Annotated in this window: 16 protein-coding genes; 7 read left to right on the top strand and 9 right to left on the bottom strand. The window is 72.6% G+C overall.

All coding sequences use genetic code 11. The features are described 5' to 3' along the window. Nucleotides 1-106: 106 nt before the first annotated feature. Nucleotides 107-1,828 carry a DUF2207 domain-containing protein gene (locus EIO00_RS11940; RefSeq protein ID WP_140178161.1) on the top strand — a complete coding sequence of 574 codons (1,722 nt, stop codon included), beginning with the start codon at nt 107-109 and terminating at the stop codon, nt 1,826-1,828. 58 nt (nt 1,829-1,886) lie between these two features. Further along, nucleotides 1,887-2,150 carry a hypothetical protein gene (locus EIO00_RS11945; RefSeq protein ID WP_140178162.1) on the top strand — a complete coding sequence of 88 codons (264 nt, stop codon included), beginning with the start codon at nt 1,887-1,889 and terminating at the stop codon, nt 2,148-2,150. 12 nt (nt 2,151-2,162) lie between these two features. Here the strand turns inward: EIO00_RS11945 and EIO00_RS11950 are convergent, their stop codons facing one another. Both EIO00_RS11950 and EIO00_RS11955 read right to left on the bottom strand, forming a co-directional pair. Then, nucleotides 2,163-3,125 (bottom strand): asparaginase, encoded by a 963-nt coding sequence (locus EIO00_RS11950; protein ID WP_241661294.1) that lies wholly within the window; start codon nt 3,123-3,125, stop codon nt 2,163-2,165. Nucleotides 3,126-3,160: 35 nt separating this feature from the next. Then, nucleotides 3,161-3,991, bottom strand: a complete 831-nt coding sequence (locus EIO00_RS11955) for a beta-keto acid cleavage family enzyme (RefSeq protein WP_140178166.1) — start codon at nt 3,989-3,991, stop codon at nt 3,161-3,163. Between the two features lie 63 nt (nt 3,992-4,054). On the opposite strand from EIO00_RS11955, the gene dtd reads away from it, so the two are divergent. Further along, on the top strand, nt 4,055-4,480 hold the full coding sequence (gene dtd, locus EIO00_RS11960) for a D-aminoacyl-tRNA deacylase (RefSeq protein WP_140178168.1): 426 nt from the start codon (nt 4,055-4,057) through the stop codon (nt 4,478-4,480). Between the two features lie 26 nt (nt 4,481-4,506). Here dtd and ygfZ read toward each other — a convergent pair whose 3' ends face one another. The 3 genes from ygfZ to EIO00_RS11975 form a co-directional block, all read right to left on the bottom strand. After that, entirely contained in the window at nt 4,507-5,496 is a 990-nt protein-coding gene (ygfZ, locus tag EIO00_RS11965) for a CAF17-like 4Fe-4S cluster assembly/insertion protein YgfZ (RefSeq protein ID WP_140178169.1), read from the bottom strand. Nucleotides 5,497-5,578: 82 nt separating this feature from the next. Next, nucleotides 5,579-5,989: a Fur family transcriptional regulator gene (locus tag EIO00_RS11970; protein ID WP_140178171.1), complete on the bottom strand. Its 411-nt coding sequence runs from the start codon at nt 5,987-5,989 to the stop codon at nt 5,579-5,581. Nucleotides 5,990-6,433: 444 nt separating this feature from the next. Further along, nucleotides 6,434-6,919, bottom strand: a complete 486-nt coding sequence (locus EIO00_RS11975) for a heme-binding beta-barrel domain-containing protein (protein WP_140178172.1) — start codon at nt 6,917-6,919, stop codon at nt 6,434-6,436. 226 nt (nt 6,920-7,145) lie between these two features. Here EIO00_RS11975 and EIO00_RS11980 point away from each other — a divergent pair, with 226 nt between their 5' ends. Together EIO00_RS11980 and EIO00_RS11985 are read left to right on the top strand one after the other, a co-directional pair. Further along, complete coding sequence (locus EIO00_RS11980) at nt 7,146-7,508, top strand: DsrE family protein (protein WP_140178174.1); 363 nt, start codon at nt 7,146-7,148, stop codon at nt 7,506-7,508. A 136-nt stretch (nt 7,509-7,644) separates the two neighbouring features. Continuing rightward, a complete protein-coding gene (locus tag EIO00_RS11985; RefSeq protein ID WP_140178176.1) occupies nt 7,645-8,679 on the top strand; it encodes a TerC family protein in 1,035 nt (344 codons plus the stop codon). Between the two features lie 130 nt (nt 8,680-8,809). Here the strand turns inward: EIO00_RS11985 and EIO00_RS11990 are convergent, their stop codons facing one another. The 4 genes from EIO00_RS11990 to EIO00_RS12005 all read right to left on the bottom strand — a co-directional run bounded on the left by EIO00_RS11990 (nt 8,810) and on the right by EIO00_RS12005 (nt 13,131). Next, a complete protein-coding gene (locus EIO00_RS11990; RefSeq protein WP_140178177.1) occupies nt 8,810-9,520 on the bottom strand; it encodes a choice-of-anchor P family protein in 711 nt (236 codons plus the stop codon). Between the two features lie 35 nt (nt 9,521-9,555). After that, nucleotides 9,556-10,377, bottom strand: a complete 822-nt coding sequence (locus EIO00_RS11995; RefSeq protein WP_140178179.1) for a L,D-transpeptidase — start codon at nt 10,375-10,377, stop codon at nt 9,556-9,558. 812 nt (nt 10,378-11,189) lie between these two features. Next, nucleotides 11,190-11,903, bottom strand: a complete 714-nt coding sequence (locus tag EIO00_RS12000; RefSeq protein WP_140178181.1) for a type 1 glutamine amidotransferase — start codon at nt 11,901-11,903, stop codon at nt 11,190-11,192. Beyond that, complete coding sequence (locus EIO00_RS12005; protein WP_140178182.1) at nt 11,893-13,131, bottom strand: Mur ligase family protein; 1,239 nt, start codon at nt 13,129-13,131, stop codon at nt 11,893-11,895. Before EIO00_RS12005 ends, EIO00_RS12000 begins: the two co-directional genes overlap by 11 nt. Nucleotides 13,132-13,852: 721 nt before the next feature. Here EIO00_RS12005 and EIO00_RS12010 point away from each other — a divergent pair. After that, entirely contained in the window at nt 13,853-15,358 is a 1,506-nt protein-coding gene (locus tag EIO00_RS12010) for a hypothetical protein (protein WP_140178184.1), read from the top strand. Nucleotides 15,359-15,612: 254 nt separating this feature from the next. Beyond that, nucleotides 15,613-16,437: a hypothetical protein gene (locus EIO00_RS12015; protein WP_140178186.1), complete on the top strand. Its 825-nt coding sequence runs from the start codon at nt 15,613-15,615 to the stop codon at nt 16,435-16,437. Nucleotides 16,438-16,451 lie beyond the last annotated feature (14 nt).

Below are 16,451 nucleotides of genomic sequence, written 5' to 3' on the forward strand. Positions count from 1 at the left end.
TCGCGTGGATGCGGCCGGCGGCTCGGGCCGGCGCAGACCGGCCCGGGCCGGGATCGGCCATGCGGACAGACCGCTCCGTCGCAGTGAGACCGCTACGATTCGCCCCATGCTGGGACAGTCGCGGACGCTGGTCGTGCCCCTGATCGTGATGGTCACCGCATTGCTCGGCCTGGCGTCACCGGCCGCCGCGGACGCCCCGTCGCAGGCCCTCGCCGCCGAGACGGTGGCCAGCGACGAGGTCGTCCTGACGGTGGGCCGCGACGGCGTCGTGCAGGCGCGCGAGACCATCGTCTATGAGTTCGCCGGCGGACGCGGGTTCGAGCGCACGTTCGTCACCCGCACCCGTGACAGCGACACCCGCGACCGGGTGTACGAGATCAGCGACGTGCAGGCCTCCAGCCCCGACGGCGGCCCCGACCGGGCGACGGTGTCGGTGGACGGCAGCCGCACCCGGGTGTCGGTGTCCGGCGACCGGCCGCTGCACGGACGGCGCACCGTGGTCCTGACCTACCGGGTGCGCGGCGTCATCACCCCGCTCGGCATGCGGGACGAGCTGCGGTGGGCGGCGATCGGCGGCTGGAGCACCCGGGTGGCCGCCGCCCGGGTGGTCGTGCGCGGCCCGGTGATGGACGGGTCCATCAACTGCTTCGCCGGCCCGCTGGCCAGCGCGATCGGCTGCGCCCAGTTCAACCCCGACCACACCCGCACCGAGGGCACGTTCTCGCAGAACAACCTGCTGCCCGGCGAGCACCTGACGGTGGTGGTGGGCTACCGGGCCGGGACCGTGCCCGCCGAGCCGATCTACGCCAAGCGCCGCACCCTGGCCACCGCGTTCTCGGTGAACGCCGTCACCCTCGGCGCCCTGGGGGCGCTGCTGGTGCTGCTGCTCGGCGGGTTCGGCGTGCTGTACCTGCTGCGCGGCCGGGACGCCCGCGCCGTCGACAAGCACGCCGCCGAGGGCGACCGGCCCGCCGTGCAGGGCGAGGAGTTCGCCCCGCCGGACGGGGTGCGCCCCGGCCAGATCGGCACCCTGATCGACGAGCAGGCCGACGTCATCGACGTCACCGCCACCATCGTGGACCTGGCGGTGCGCGCGTACCTGCTGATCGAGGAGGAGGACCGGGAGGCCACCGGCCGCACCGACTGGACGCTGCGCAAGCTGGACCGGCCGGTCGACGACCTGCTCCCCTACGAGCGGCTGCTGCTCGACGCGCTGTTCGAGGGGCGGGAGGCGATCAAGCTGTCGGAGCTGGACGGCACGTTCGCCCCGCAGCTGGCCCGGGTCCGCTCGGCGATGTACGACGACGTGGTCAAGCAGGGCTGGTTCGCCCGTCGCCCGGACACGGTGCGCAGCCGCTGGTCCACCGCGGGCATCGTGCTGACGATCCTGGGCGTCGTCGGCACCGTGGGGCTGGCGATCTTCACCGATCTGGCGCTGATCGGGCTGGCGGTCATCATCGGCGGAGCGGCCCTGGCGGTCGGCGGCCAGTACATGCCGGCCAAGACCGCCCGCGGCTCCACCGTACTGGCCCACACCATCGGCTTCCGCGCCCATCTGGAGCGCGGCGAGGCCCCCGAAGGCGTCGAGGGTCCCCAGCGCATCGCCCTGTTCTCCCGCTACCTGCCGTACGCGGTGGTGTTCGACGTGGTCGACAAGTGGGCCAAGACGGTCGAGGACGCCGGGGTGCAGGCCGAGGGCGCCGACAACCTCTACTGGTACGAGGGCCCCGCCGAGTGGGACCTGTCGAAGTTCGCCGAGTCGATGCGCACCTTCACCCTGGCCACCTCCGGCGCCATCTCCCGCACCAGGCAGTTCCGCAGCCTCTGACCCCTCCGGCGGATTGATCGCCCGCCACCGGGTAAAGGCCGGGGCGGAGGTGGAAGGCATGCTCATCATGGCCGTCCGGCTGGGCGCCGGTTACTGGCTGCTCCTCGGGCCCGCCCTGGTGGCGCTGGCGCTGGCCGTCTGGCTGTTCCTGACGGTGCGCGCGGCGCGCCGCCGGGTGCCCCATCCGGAACGGATGCACGGCGACGCGCCGCATCGCGGCCCCATCCAGGGCGGCACCCTGCAGGGCGACCCCGGACAGCGCAACGCCAACGAAAAAGGGTTCGAGCCCGACGAGGAGACGACCGAGCCGCGCCGGCGCTGAGGGCCGGGAGAGCTAGCGTCCCGGCAGCGCGGCGAGGAAGGCGGCGGCCGGGCGGACCGCGCCGACCGTCTCCTCGCCGCCGAACACCGGCGAGAGGTCCATCTCCGCCTCCGCGCCGAGCGCGCGCAGCAGCGCGACGGTGACCGGGACGCGCGCCCGCATCGCCCCGTCGTCGATCTTGACGGCGCCGGCCCGGCCGTCCGGGAGCGCGAACGCGTCCACGCCCTCGGCGCCGCACTTGACCAGCAGACCGGGCACCGCCTCCATCAACCGCAGCTCCGGGCGCCCGGTGCCGCAGGTCCACTCCGGATGAGCCCGCATCGCGTCGGCCACCCGCCGCTCCGGGTCGCCCGGCGGGGCGGTCACCAACGCCCGGTACGCCCGCGCCACCCCCAGCGGCGAGACGGCGAACACCGGCGCCCCGCAGCCGTCCACCCCGACCGCGGCGGGCGTCTCGCCGCTCAGCTCGGCGAGGGTGTCGCGCACGGCCCGCTGCAGCGGATGGCCGGGATCCAGGTAGGCGTCGACGGGCCAGCCGCGGTGCACGCAGGTGGCGAGCATGGCGGCGTGCTTGCCGGAGCAGTTCATCCGCAGCCGCGAGGGGGCGCCGCCCGCCTTGGCGAGACCGATGGCGACGGCGTCCTCCATCGGCCACGCCCGCGGGCAGCGCAGCGCCGCCGAGGTCAGGCCGGCCCCGGCGAGGATGCGCTCCACGCCCTCGACGTGGAACTCCTCTCCGCTGTGGCTGGCGGCGGCCAGCGCCACCAGCTCCTCCTCCTTCAGCTCCAGCCCGCAGCGGAGCATGGCGGCGGCCTGGATCGGCTTGAGGGTCGACCGGGGCCAGATCGGCTCCCGGGCCGACCCGACCCGCACCAGCGGGGTCCCGTCGGCGGCGAGCGCGACCGCCGTCCCCCGGTGCCGGGACTCCACCAGGCCCGACCGCTCCACCTCGACCAGCACGGGATGCGCGTCCACCGCGTCCTCTCGACGCTCGAAGGTCCGGGCCGACATCACCGGCGCGCGGGCATGCCGAGGAACTCCCGGGCCTCCTCCGCCCGCATCGGCGGGCGCTGGGCGATCCGGGCCAGCTCGGCGGCCCGTTCCACCAGCATGGCGTTGGAGGTCACCGGGACGCCCTTGGCGTAGGTGAGGGTGTCCTCCATGCCGACCCGCAGATGCCCGCCCGCGGACAGGGCGGCCAGCATCACCGGCACGCTGGTGCGGCCGATCCCGGTGGCCGACCAGGTCGCCCCGGCGGGCAGCGCCTCGACGGCGGCGACCAGGGTGCGGGCGTCGCCCGGCATCCCGCCCGGCACCCCCATCACCAGGTCGCAGTGCACCCGGCCGCCGTGCGGGGGGCCGTAGGCGTCCAGCAGCCGGTGCAGCGTACTGATGTGACCGAGGTCGAACAGCTCGAACTCCGGAACGATCCCCAGCTCCTGGGTGCGGCGGTAGAGGCGAGTGATGAACGGCCAGGGGTTCATGAACACCTCGTCGCCGAAGTTGACCGTTCCGCAGGTCAGCGAGCAGGCGTCCGGCTCGGACTCCAGCACCCGCAGCCGGTCCTCGTAACCGTCGCTGACCGCCCCGCCGGTGGAGACCTGGATGATCAGCCCGGTGGCCTCGCGCAGCGCCTGCACGGTGTCCCGCAGCCGCGCCGGGTCCAGGGTGGGCCGTGCCTCGTCGTCCCGGATGTGCACGTGGATCACCGCCGCCCCGGCGGCCTCGCACTCCTTGGCCGTCTGGACCAGCTCCTCCAGCGTCACCGGCAGCTGCGGCACCTCGGACTTGGCGGACTCGGCGCCCGTCGGCGCCACGGTGATGAGCGTCGTTGCTCCCATAGCGGAAGTCTCGCGCCGCGACCGGGCGCGACACAATAGTCCCGTTCCGAGGAAAGGCAGGTCATGCGGGCTGTTGTACAGCGGGTCAGCCGGGCGAGCGTCACCGTCGACGGGTCGGTGGTGGGCGAGATCACCGAGCCGGGGCTGCTGGCGCTGGTGGGGGTGACGCACGACGACACCCCCGAGCGGGCGCGCAAGCTGGCGGGCAAGATGTGGGGGCTGCGGATCCTGGAGGGCGAGAAGTCCTGCTCGGACGTGGGCGCCCCGCTGCTGGTGGTCAGCCAGTTCACGCTGTACGGCGACACCCGCAAGGGCCGTCGCCCCAGCTGGGTGGCCGCCGCGCCCGGGCCGGTGGCCGAGCCGCTGGTCGACGCGGTGGTGGCCGAGCTGCGGAGGCTGGGCGCCCGGGTGGAGACCGGCCGGTTCGGCGCGGACATGAAGGTGGAGCTGGTCAACGACGGCCCGGTGACGCTGATCCTGGAGGTCTAGCGGGCCCCGAAGGCCCGGCGGCGGGCTCAGCCGCGCAGGAGGGGGCCCCGGCGGAGCCGCTCCCTGGCGGTGCCGCCGGTGTCGGGGGGCACCACCACCTCCTGGGCGGCGGCCACCCCGCCGGCCAGCAGGTCGGCGTCCACCGGGACGGTCCGCTTGACCAGGGCGAGCGCGATCGGCCCCAGCTCATGGTGCCGGGCGGCCGACCCGACGAACCCGACGTCGCGGCCGTCCAGCTCGACCGGGTCGCCGTGCGCGGGCAGCCGGTCGACGCTGCCGTCCAGATGCAGCATCACCAGCCGGCGCGGCGGATGCCCCAGGTTGTGGACGCGGGCGACCGTCTCCTGGCCGCGGTAGCAGCCCTTGTTCAGGTGCACGGCGTCCTCGACCCAGCCCACCTCGTGCGGGATGGTGCGATGGTCGGTGTCCAGTCCCAGCCGCGGCCGGTGCGCGGCGATCCGGAGCGCCTCATAGGCCCAGATCCCCGCCGGACGGGCGCGCTCGGGCAGCTCCGCCAGGACGGACCGCTCGACGATCCGGGTGGTGGTGCCGGCCACGTCGGGGAACTCCAGCGCCCCCGGGATCTCGGGGCCGCCGGTGACCACGGCGTACTCCTCGCTGAGGTCGGCGACCTCGACCCGCAGCGTGAACCGCATCCGGTCGAGGAACTCCACCAGCGCCGGCGCGGTCCCGGGCTCCACGTGCGCCCACACCGCCTCGCCGTCGTCGATCAGGTGCAGGTGGTGCTCGATGTGCCCGTTGGGGCTCAGCAGCAGCGCCTGCGTCGGCCGGTTCGGCGGCAGCTCCTTCAGATGCTGGCTGAGCAGGCTGTGCAGCCACTCCAGCCGGTCGGGCCCGGACACCCGGATCACTCCGCGGTTGCCGCGGTCGACGAACGCCGTCCCGTCCGCCAGGGCCCGCTGCTCGTGCGCGGGCCGTCCGTAGTGCGCGGCGACCTCCTCGTCGGGACGATCGGCGGCGACGGCTCCGGGCAGCTTGAGCAGCGGACTGTTCATGACACCCAGTATGACCGCTCCCGGGCCCTGCTTCTCGGGGCGCAGGGCGCCTCCCGCCGGTCGTCCCGCGGGCGCACGGAGGCTATCCGCACTTGCGGCAGCGGCCGTAGACGGTGAGGTGGTGAACGTCGGTCTGGAAGCCGTACTCGCGTTGCAGGAGGTCGATCATCTGGTCGGCGACGCTGGGCGCGACGTCGTCGACGGCGCCGCACTTGCGGCACACCAGGTGGACGTGCTCGGCCTCGGTGGCCAGGTGATAGGTGGGCGGGCCGTGCCCCAGATGGGTGTGCTTGACCAGGCCCAGCTCCTCCAGCAGCTCCAGGGTGCGGTAGACCGTGGAGATGTTGACGCCGCGCGCCGTGCGCTGAACCTCGGTGCAGATCTCCTCGGGGGTCCCGTGCTCCAGCGTGGTGACCGCCTCGAGCACCAGCTGGCGCTGCGGAGTGACCCGATAGCCGCGCGCCCGCAGTTCCTCCTGCCACGTGTCGGCCATGGACGCAGTGTATGTCGGGCCGATGCCGCCCGCCCCCTGCAAGCAACCTCAAAGAAGCACAGAGCTGGAGAAATCAGTTGCCCGACCGGGGGACGGGCGCATAGCGTGCGAGTACGCGAGAAAGGAGGTGGTCCGGAACATGCATGGTTGCGGGACTCGCGAGGTGACTGTCCGCTAGTCGCCGTCTCGCCTCGGCTCCGGCGCCTCGGCGCGGAGGAGACCAGCCGTGACGCGGCTGGCGAATACCAGGCATTCACCCGATCCCCGGGCCGATGGACCCAGTCCCGTCCATCGCCCGCCGTACGGCGGAAGGCCCGGGGATCGTTCTTTCCCGCCTCTTCCCGCCCGTACCGCCCGCGGCGCGCTCCGGCGGCGCGATCAGGGCGCCGGCCCGCGGCCCCGGACGGGCGCGTCGTTCACTCGTTCCGGTTCACTCGGCCCGGTTCACGTGACCCGCTTGAGCTGGGCCGACACATGGGACTGCAGCGGCTTTCCCATGGCGGCCATGTCATAGGCCCAGCCCAGGTCCTCCCCGATCAGCCCGTACAGCCGGTGCCCGGCGGCGACCTCCTTGGCGGTGGCGGTGCGGGCGACCATGTCGGTGCGCAGCTCCACCCGGTTGAACGCCACGTTCCCCAGGTAGATCTCCACGATCCCGGTGGAGTGCGTCAGCGTGACCTCGACCTCGTGGTCCGGCAGCGGGCGCCAGTAGCCCGTCTCCACGGCCAGCGGCCGTCCCAGGCCACCCTCCTCGTCCAGCAGCCAGGTGCGGCTGGTGTAGCTCAAAAACGGCCTGCCGTCGTGGGTGAAGGAGATGTGCTGGCCGAACCGGAAGCTCTCGATGGTGGGGTAGCCGCCGACTCCGGCGCCCTCCCATTCGCCGACCAGGAACTCCAGCGGCTTGAGATCGGGGTGCAGCTCGGGCTCCATGCTCCGTCAGCGTAGTGCCCGCCGTGCAGCGCTCAGGACGCCCCGGCGGACCTCCGGCGCGCTCCGCTCAGCGCAGCCGGAACAGCGCCAGCACCAGCAGCAGCATCGTCACCGCGATCACGACCAGGACAGCCACCAGCACGATGGCGTTCACCATCCCCATGCGGCCGGAGCGTAACGCGACCGCCCGCCGGGACGGGAGCGGGCGCGCGCTACTGTGCCCCTCATGGCGAAGACATTGGTGATCAAAGCCACGTCCGGGGAGGACGGGAAGGAGCGCTGCAACCAGGCCTTCACCGTCGCGGCGGCGGCGGTGGCGTCCGGGGTGAAGGTCTCGCTGTGGCTGACCGGCGAGTCCGCCTGGTTCGCCCTGCCGGGCAGGGCCGCGGAGTTCGAGCTGCCGCACGCCACCCCGCTGCAGGACCTGCTGGAGGCGGTGCTGGCCGGCGGCACGGTGACGGTCTGCTCCCAGTGCGCCGCCCGCCGCGACATCACCGCCGACGACGTCATCCCCGGCATCCGGATCGCGGGGGCGCCCACATTCGTCGAAGAGGTGACCGCCGAGGGCGCTCAGGCGTTGGTCTACTGAACGCCGCGGCGCCGTTTCGTCGGTCGCGGCACGACGCCGGGCGGCATCATGAGCACCGGGCCCTGCCGGCCCGCCATCGGATTGATCCCCCGGAGAAGGGACACAACAGGGTCATGCGGCACACCGGAGATGCGACGTGAACCCCATCCCCGGCTGGTTCTGGGGCGCGACGATCGCCTTCATCGTCGTGCTCTTCGTCTTCGACCTCTTCGTCGCCGTACGCCGTCCGCACGTGGTGCACCTGCGGGAGGCGACGCTGTGGTCGGTGTTCTATGTCGCGATCGCGCTCGCGTTCGGCGGGGTGCTGTGGGCGGTGTCCGGGGCCGCCGCGGGCACCGAGTACTTCGCCGGATGGGTGGTCGAGAAAAGCCTGTCGATCGACAACCTCTTCGTCTTCGTGATCATCTTCGCCCGGTTCACGGTGCCCGAGGAGTTCCAGCAGAAGGTGCTGCTGTTCGGGATCGCGGCGGCGCTGTCGTTGCGCTGCGTCTTCATCGCGATCGGCGCCGCGGCGATCGGGATGTTCTCCTGGACCTTCCTGTTCTTCGGGCTGGTGCTGCTGTGGACGGCGGTGCAGCTGATCCGGCATCGCAATGACGAACCCGACGTCGACGACAACGCGATAGTCCGGTACGCCCGCAGGGTGCTGCCGATGACCAACGACTTCCACGGCGGCCGGATGGTCACCCACGAGAGCGGCCGCCGGGTGGTGACGCCGCTGCTGCTGGTGTTCCTGGCGATCGGCAGCACCGACATCATGTTCGCGCTGGACTCCATCCCCGCGGTGTTCGGCGTGACCAGGGAGCCGTTCATCGTCTTCACCGCCAACGCGTTCGCCCTGCTCGGCCTGCGCGCTCTGTTCTTCCTGGTGGAGGGGCTGCTGGAGCGGCTGGTCTACCTGGCCCTCGGGCTGTCGGCGATCCTGGCGTTCATCGGCGTCAAGCTGATCCTGCACTTCGCTCACGAGAACATCTCCGCCGACGTCCCCGAGATCCCCATTCCGCTGTCCCTGCTGGTGATCCTCGCCGTCTTGACCGTCACCTCGATCGCCAGCCTGATCCGCGTCCGCAAGCACCCCGAGGAGAGGGCGCACGCCATCGTCGTCACCGTCCACCGCCGCGACCGCGAGGAGTCCCCGGAGGCCGGGGACGAGACGCCCACCGGTCCCTGACCCCCGGCCCCGCACGGGCCGGCGCGCACACCCCCCCCGGCGACTCCCGTCGCCGCGCACCGGCCCGCGACCGGCCGAAGGCCCCGGCGACGGGAGTCGCCGGGGCCGGGAACGCCGCGGGCCATCGAGGTCAGCCGGTCACCGGCAGGTCCTTGACGACCGGCTTGGGAGCCGGGGCCTGGGCGGCGGGAACGCTCGGGGACGGCTTGACGGTGGGCGTGCTGTCCGGCTTCTTGGTCGGCTTCGGCGTCCGCTCGACCGGGGCGCAGGTGACCGAGGCGATGCTGAGGGTCTGCGACTTGCCCGCCACCGGCGGCAGCACGACCTCGATCGCGGTGACGGTCAGCCTGCCGTCGGGCCTGCGGACCTGCTTGTTCAGCACGACCGAGGCGGTGCCGACCCCGTCCAGGCCGACCCTGAGCCCGGTGTTGGGGGCGACGGCGGCGCGCAGGCCCTTGCCGTTCACGGCGGCCTTGACCAGGTTCACGGCGCCCCTGCCGTCCACGCAGGTGGCGCTGACCGCCTCGGCGGTCAGCCCGAGCTTGGCGACGGTCAGGTCGGCGACGCTCGCCCGGGCCCGCCCGGCGCCGGCGGCCGCCGACAGGGCCGAGGCCCGCACCAGCGAGTTGGCCGGGAGCTCCACCACGCTCTTGTGCACCGGCCGCTGCGCGGACGAGGTCACCGCCGGGGTGGCCGGGATGTTCACCAGACCGCCGGCGGCGAGGGCGTGGGCCGAGCCCGCCGAGGCGGGGGCCGCGTGGGCGGGGGCGGCCAGGGCGATCGCGGGGGCGGCGGCCATGCCGGCCAGGGCGGCCCCGGTGGCCAGTGTCTTGAACTTCATCGCTTCCTCCTGAGCGGTTTTCGGGGGGTGCTCGGTCACGCCGTCACGTGCACGGGCGTGCCGAGCGGGATCTTCGACAGCCGTTCCAGGGCGTCCGCGGGGACGCGGATGCAGCCGTGGGTGACGGCCTTGCCGAAGACGGACTTGTCCTTCCAGCCGTGGAAGGCGACCGTGCCGGGCCCGCCGCCGAACGTGTCGAGCGTCTGGGAGTGGGCTCCGACCGGCAGCACCAGCGGGCTGAAGGTGGGCTTGGACGGCTTGAGCAGCGCCAGCAGGAACGTCCGCCCGACCGGGGTGGGGGTGGCGTCCGCGCCCACCGCGACCGTCCATGTGCCGACTTTGCGGCCGTCCCGCACGATGGTGAGCCGGCGCTCCCCGACCTCCACCTTGATCTGGTACGGGGTGTGGGCGACGGTCAGCTTGCCGCCGTCCTGCGGGATCCACCCGGTCGTCTGGTTCGGCTTGCTGGGCAGCATCACCCGATGCCAGCCCTGCCGGGTCTCCAGAACGGGCACCCAGGTGGGGCCGTCCAGCTGCTTGTCGGGCAGCGCCGCCACCGGACGGCCGCCCGGCTCGGCCGCCACCGGCACCGTGGTGGTGGGGTGCACCACCGTGCCGTCCACCGGCGCGTGCGGAGCGGGGTCCTTGGGCAGTCCCTGCAGGGTGGTGAACGTGGTCGCCTGCGGCAGCGCGGCCAGGTCCACCTCGCCGGCGGGGCGGGACGAGCTCTGCTGTCCGCCGCCACCGCCGCAGCCGGACGCCAGCACCGCGCACACGGCCGCCGCGCCGAGGCGGGCCCGCAGGTCCCGGCTCCGACGCCCGGTGTCCCGGGGCGCCTTCTGCGCACGGCGGATCATTCGCTGAAAACGATGGGTCACGACAACTCCACGGGAGTGCGACTCCTCACCCAAGGTGACGATTACTCTCCGCAAGCTCACATCTTGCGAGAGTCACATCATTACCACGGGCACCCCGTCGACTGCCGATTAACGGGACTACAGGACGGTAAATCCTGCAGGGCTCCTCAAACCCCACCCCCACCGACCTGCACCGTTACCAAATTCCCCGGATGTCCGCATATTTCTGATCGCACGTTTAGGGCGGATTGCCGCCATCGAATCGGGACCGACCACGCCTCACGGTCGGTAGTCGCATCCGGCGCCCCGCGGCGCCGTCACGGCGTCGCCGCCTCGCCGTCGCGACGCCGTCCACCCCTCCTCGACCTGCGATGATCACGGCGATCGGGACGGAAGAGGCCACGACCGACGACACCGAAAAACCCTTTATCTGCCCCTTGATGAATTCTCACATCACCGCTTCGCGAGAACTCTTCACGATCACGGCGATCATCGCCCGAGCGACGCCGTCATATCCGCCATCGCGCACGACCGCCACCGCGCATGGACACAGTGGAGAAAGCACTAAAAATCCGACGTCGAGGCCGCCGCATCATGACCGATGGAAATTCCCGGCACCGTCCTCGACGTCCTGCACGCACGTCCGTCATGCACGACGCCTGTGCGCACATCCTGCACGCACCTCTTGTGCGCACGACAAAGGCCCCGGCGCCGCCTGGCGCCGGGGCCTTGCGTACTTTCGCGCGCATCGGGCCCGCCACGGCCGCGCGGGCGGCCGCACGACGATGCGCGAGACCCGCCGGGGAGGCCCGTCAGGAGAGCACGGCGTTCAGCCGCTCCTCACGGAGACGTTCGGACCAGGACTCCGGGAGCGGAGGGAGCTCGTCGCGCTTGAGCGCCCACCGCAGCAGGAGATCGGCCAGGCCGGGGTTGCGGACCAGGGCGGGGCCGTGCATGTAGGTGCCCATGACGTGGTCGGCGTAGGCGCCCTCGGTGCCGTCCCCGTTGCCGACGCCGTGCACCACCGTCGCCAGCGGCTTGACCCCGGGCCCGAGGTGGGTGACGCCCTGGTGGTTCTCGAAACCGGTGATCCGGGGCACGTTCAAGGCGGGGTCGACGTCGCCGACGATCTCCCCGACGGCGCGCTTCTCCCCGCGCCCGGAACGGATGTCCAGCAGGCCCAGGCCCTCGACGGGCTGCCCCTCCTCACCGCCGAACTCGGTGCCCAGCAGCTGGTAGCCGGCGCACACCGCGAAGATCACCGCGCCGAACTCCCGGGCCCGGTGCAGTCCGCCGTCGTTGCGCAGCCGCCGGGCGGCCAGGATCTGGGGCCGGTCCTCCCCGCCGCCGAGCAGGTAGATGTCGCCGTCCACCGGCACGTTCTCGTCCGAGCGGACGTGCACGGTGCGGGTGCTGATGCCGCGCAGCCGCGCCCGGCGCTCCAGGACGATGCAGTTGCCCTGGTCCCCGTAGGTGCTCAGCAGGTCGGGATAGACCCAGACGATCTTGATGCTGTCAGACGACACGGCCGTACCTCGTTCGGATGTGCTGGAAGGCGGTGTAGTTGGCGATCACGTCCAGGTGGCCCGGCGGCACCGCCATCACCGCCTGGTCGATGTCGTCCACCACGGTGAAGTCCACCTCGGCGGCCTCCAGCCGGGCGGCCAGGTCCAGCCGGCGCTCCCCGGTCGCCCACACCGGGCGGCCGCGCAGGATGCGATAGTCCACATCCCACAGCCACGAGGTGTCACGGCCGTCGGGCACCTGAGCGTTGATCGACAGCGCCACCGGACCCGGCGCGGGCTGCAGCACATCGAACGCCTCCAGCCAGCCGGCCGGGTTCTTCGCCAGCAGCAGCCGGATGGTGCGGTCCTGGTGCTCGACCGTGGTGTACCGGCCGGCCACCGACTTGACCTGCGTCATCAGCGGCAGCGCCGTCTCCGGCTCCACACCGAAGTAGGAGGCCACCGCCAGCGCGATCGCGGCGTTGGACCGGTTGGCCCGTCCCGGCAGCTGCAGCCCGGTCAGCTCGTAGGTGCGTCCCCCCGGAGCGGTGACCCGCTCGCCGTGCAGGATCCAGGCGGGCTTGGGCCGGGCGAACGAGCACTCCCGGCACTCCCAGTTGGTGCCCTCGCGGTCCAGCGGCCCGCCGCACTCGGGGCACGACCAGGAGTCCTCCCGCCAGTGCTGCCCGGCCGCCACCCAGGTGACGCTCTTGGCGGAGGACGCCCCCCAGGTGACCAGCGGGTCGTCGCAGTTGGCGATCACGTGGGTGTTCGGCGCGGCCTCCAGCGCCTTGCGCCACTTGCCGGCCAGCAGCCAGATCTCCGCGGCCCGGTCCATCTGGTCGCGGCTGAGGTTCATCAGTGCGACGACGCTCGCCTCGGTCTGCTTGAGCACCATCGGCACGTACTTCTCGTCGCACTCCAGCACGCCGTACTCGGCGTCCAGCGCGGCCGCCAGCGCCGACACGTGCCCGGTCGGCATGTTGGCGCCGAAGGCGTTGGTGGCGATCTCGCCGAGCGGGGTCATCGCCGCGGTGATCAGCCGCGTGGTGGTGGTCTTGCCGTTGGTGGCGCTGACCAGAACGAGCTTGCGGTCCTTGGCCAGCCGAGCCAGCAGCTCGGGGTCGAGTTTGAGCCCGATCCGGCCGCCGATCACCGAACCGTCGCCGCGGCCGGCCAGCCGGGACATCTTGGCGGCGGTGCGGCCCAGCGCTACGGCCATCTGCGCGCGCAGCGGAAGATCGCTCATGGACTCCTGCTCTTCCGGGTGAGGCCTGAACGTCAGACGCGACCAGCCGACGGGGGACGTCAGAGCTGACGGGCGTCACAAGCGAGCCTAGCGCGTGCTCATTACGCTCGTGTGGCGACTCGGACTCGGATGCACGGTATGTTCTCGGCGGTCTTGTGCACGGACGCCCGCCCGATGTGCACTGAAAAGACCCGGCGCCGGCGCGGAGGCGCAAGAGGCGGGCGGGAACGGCCGGCGGCCCGTCCGCGACGGCCCGGCCGGACGACGGGCGGAAGGCCGGAGACGGGTGCGGCGGGGCCGTCGCGCGCGCCGGACCGGTCTCCGGACGCGACCGGCACGGAGTCGAAGCAGAACCGGGATGAAAGAGGCGCAACGCCCTTGCTGGCCAAAGCCCGATAACAACAGGAGAGCGGAGCAATCGGCCAGGACATGGGATCCTGGTGCAGCCCGTGCCCTGTGAGCCGAGGCCCACTCCATGCCGATCCGGCCCACGAGAGGGCGTCAAACCAGTACTTTGACGGAAAANCATGCCGATCCGGCCCACGAGAGGGCGTCAAACCAGTACTTTGACGGAAAACCCCGACAAGGCGAGGTCCGAGTAGCTATGCAGTGCCCACGGTGCGGCGAGAACACGCCCGGGACGCTGAGCGGATGCGCACGCTGCGGTGCGCCGGTCGACCAGCGGCCGGATCCACAGGCGGCGCAGCCCGGCGGGGCAGGGGTGACGCCTTCGCTCGACGTCACGATGCTGGACCCGCAGCAGCCTCCGGCGCCACGGCCCCCGGCGACCCCGGAGGCCGGGTTGCCGCCGCTGGACCCGCCGCCGCCGGCGCCGTGGGCGAACATGACGATGGTGGACCCGCTGGGCCGGCTGCCGGACGCGCAGAAGAACGACCGGGGAACGGCGGAAGGGGCCCCGGCCGTACCGGCGCAGCCTCCCGCGCAGGGCGCCGCGCCGCCTTATGCGCAGTCCCCGCAGCCCTCCGTGCAGTCCCCCGCACAGCCCCCCGTGCCGGGGACCGCCCAGCCGCCCGCGCACCCGCCCGCCCAGGGGTCCGCGCAGCGGGAGGAGGATCCGGGCGAGGACACCCAGGCGTGGACGATGCCCCCGGAGGACGAGGACGAGACGCCGCAGGCCGGCCTGCCGTCCCCGCCCGCCGCGCCGGCCTGGGCCGCCGGCTCCGCCGGCCTCGGCGGGGCCGCCGCGCCCCCCGCGGCGAACGCCCGGCTGGACGGGGAGGCGCTCGTCCCGGACTCGTGGTTCGCCGAGCCGCGCCCGCCCGGACCGGAGGACGTCGAGGAGCAGCCCGGCGCCCCCGCGAACGCGCCGGTCCCGCAGCAGTGGACGCAGGACGCCGCCGCCACGGCCGCCCTCCCGGCACCGGTGCACGACGCGCCGGCGGCCGACCGGGGCTGGAATCCGCACGACGCCGGAGCGGGCTGGCAGGGGGCGCCCGCCGTGCAGCCCGGCGCCGACCCCTACCAGTCGCCGGCCGCCGGATACGGCAACGCGACGGCCGTGTACGAGGGGGGTTATCCCCCGCCGACCGACTATCCCCAGGCCGACTATCCCCAGGCCGACTATCCCGCCGCCCGCAGCGGCTCCTCCAACAAGCCGCTGGCCATCGGCGTCGCGATCCTGGTGGTGATCGCCCTCGGGGCGGTCGGGCTGGTGCTGTGGCCGGACGGCGGCGACCCCGCCGCGGCGGTGGGTCCGTCGGCGTCGGCCACCCCGCGCAGCGTCTCCCAGCCCAAGCCCACCAAGACCGGCCCGAGCGCGGCCACGGTGGCGCAGGCCAAGGAGGTGAACGCGCTGCTGAACGCCAGCGCCGACACCCGCAACACCCTCGGCCGGGCGCTGCACGCCTCCAACAAGTGCAAGACCCTGCCCGCCGCGATCCAGGACTTCCAGCGCGTGGCGGTGCGCCGCAACAACCAGATCCGGCGGACCAAGGCGCTGCAGGTCGACCAGCTCAAGGACGGCGAAAGGCTCCGGGCGTCGCTGCTGCGTTCCTTCCAGCTCTCCCTCCAGGTCGACCAGGAGTTCCTGGCCTGGGCGAAAAAGGCGCAGCGCCGCTGCAAGGGCCGGCCGAAACACGACGCCCACTACCGGCGCGGCAACGAGCTGTCGGCGCAGGCCACGGTCGCCAAGAAGCAATTCACCCTGCTGTGGAACCCGATCGCCCGTGAGGTGGGTCTGCCCACGCGCACCGACCGGCAATTCTGAGCGGCCCGGCCGGGGATTTTCGTCGGCGAACGCATGCACCCGGCACAATCTTCTCGCCCCGTCCGCGGCAGCCTGGGATCATCGAGGAAACGACGGACTCTCGCAGGTGGGGTGGCGCTCTGATGCAGTGTCCGGTGTGCGGCAGCGACACCGCCTCGACCTCGTCCCGTTGCACCCGCTGCAACGCTCCGCTGAGCGATGCCACCGTCCGGGACGACGCAACGGTCCAGGACGACGCAACGGTCCAGGACGACGTGACGGTCCAGGACGACGTGACGAAGCGGGACGAGGCGACGAAGGGGGACGACGCGGGGCCGTCGCATGGAGGAGGCGGCGACGTCGTCACCGCCCTGTCGCCCGAGCCCTGGAACGCCTCGTCCGCCGAGGACGAGCAGGTGACCCGGCTGTCCCCGGAGCCCTGGGCGCAACCCGGAGGCCCCTGGGAGCAGCCGCGGATCTGGCAGCCCCCGCCGCCGCGCCGCCGCTCCCGGACGACCTCGTGGATGACGGTCGCGGTGACCGCCTGGGTCACGGTGGTCACGGTGCTCGTCATCGTGTTCTGGCCGGATCGGGAGGACCCCGCCCCCGGTTCGCCCACGGCCGTCGCCCCGAACTCGTCGGCCGAGTCCGCCCCAGCCGACGAGGAGGGCACGGAAGAGGAGAGTGCGGAGGAGGAGGGCGACGACTCGGCCGAGCAACAGGCCAAGGAGATCGACTCCCTGCTCAACGACATGGCCCTGACCCGCCGCGAGCTGATCGGGGCCGTCGTCGAGGGCTGTGCACGCGGTGCGTTGCAGCGCATCCGCGACACCCGGCGGCAGCAGCTGAACCGCGCCGAGAACCTGCAGGTCGACGCCCTGTCCGACGGCGAAGAGCTCAAACGGGCCCTGACCGATGCCCTGCGGCGGTCGCTGGAGTCCAACGACGAGTACCTGAACTACGCCCCCGGCTGTCCGAGCGACTCCGCCGTCGCGGACGTCAACGACCGCGCCACCGAGGCCAAGGAGGAACTGCTCCGTATCTGGAACCCGATCGCCACGGAGTACGGACTGATCACCCGCGACTCGTCCCAGATCTGAGGGCCTCGGTCGCG

Origin of the sequence: Thermomonospora catenispora, assembly GCF_006363815.1 — a bacterium.
Lineage (GTDB): Bacteria > Actinomycetota > Actinomycetes > Streptosporangiales > Streptosporangiaceae > Thermomonospora > Thermomonospora catenispora.

Bases quoted from the DNA above. Each gene is read 5' to 3' on its own strand.
- EIO00_RS11940 (WP_140178161.1), top strand. From the start codon at position 107: ATGCTGGGACAGTCGCGGACGCTGGTCGTGCCCCTGATCGTGATGGTC.
- EIO00_RS11945 (WP_140178162.1), top strand. From the start codon at position 1,887: ATGCTCATCATGGCCGTCCGGCTGGGCGCCGGTTACTGGCTGCTCCTC.
- EIO00_RS11955 (WP_140178166.1), bottom strand. From the start codon at position 3,991: ATGGGAGCAACGACGCTCATCACCGTGGCGCCGACGGGCGCCGAGTCC.
- dtd (WP_140178168.1), top strand. From the start codon at position 4,055: ATGCGGGCTGTTGTACAGCGGGTCAGCCGGGCGAGCGTCACCGTCGAC.
- ygfZ (WP_140178169.1), bottom strand. From the start codon at position 5,496: ATGAACAGTCCGCTGCTCAAGCTGCCCGGAGCCGTCGCCGCCGATCGT.
- EIO00_RS11970 (WP_140178171.1), bottom strand. From the start codon at position 5,989: ATGGCCGACACGTGGCAGGAGGAACTGCGGGCGCGCGGCTATCGGGTC.
- EIO00_RS11975 (WP_140178172.1), bottom strand. From the start codon at position 6,919: ATGGAGCCCGAGCTGCACCCCGATCTCAAGCCGCTGGAGTTCCTGGTC.
- EIO00_RS11980 (WP_140178174.1), top strand. From the start codon at position 7,146: ATGGCGAAGACATTGGTGATCAAAGCCACGTCCGGGGAGGACGGGAAG.
- EIO00_RS11990 (WP_140178177.1), bottom strand. From the start codon at position 9,520: ATGAAGTTCAAGACACTGGCCACCGGGGCCGCCCTGGCCGGCATGGCC.
- EIO00_RS11995 (WP_140178179.1), bottom strand. From the start codon at position 10,377: ATGATCCGCCGTGCGCAGAAGGCGCCCCGGGACACCGGGCGTCGGAGC.
- EIO00_RS12005 (WP_140178182.1), bottom strand. From the start codon at position 13,131: ATGAGCGATCTTCCGCTGCGCGCGCAGATGGCCGTAGCGCTGGGCCGC.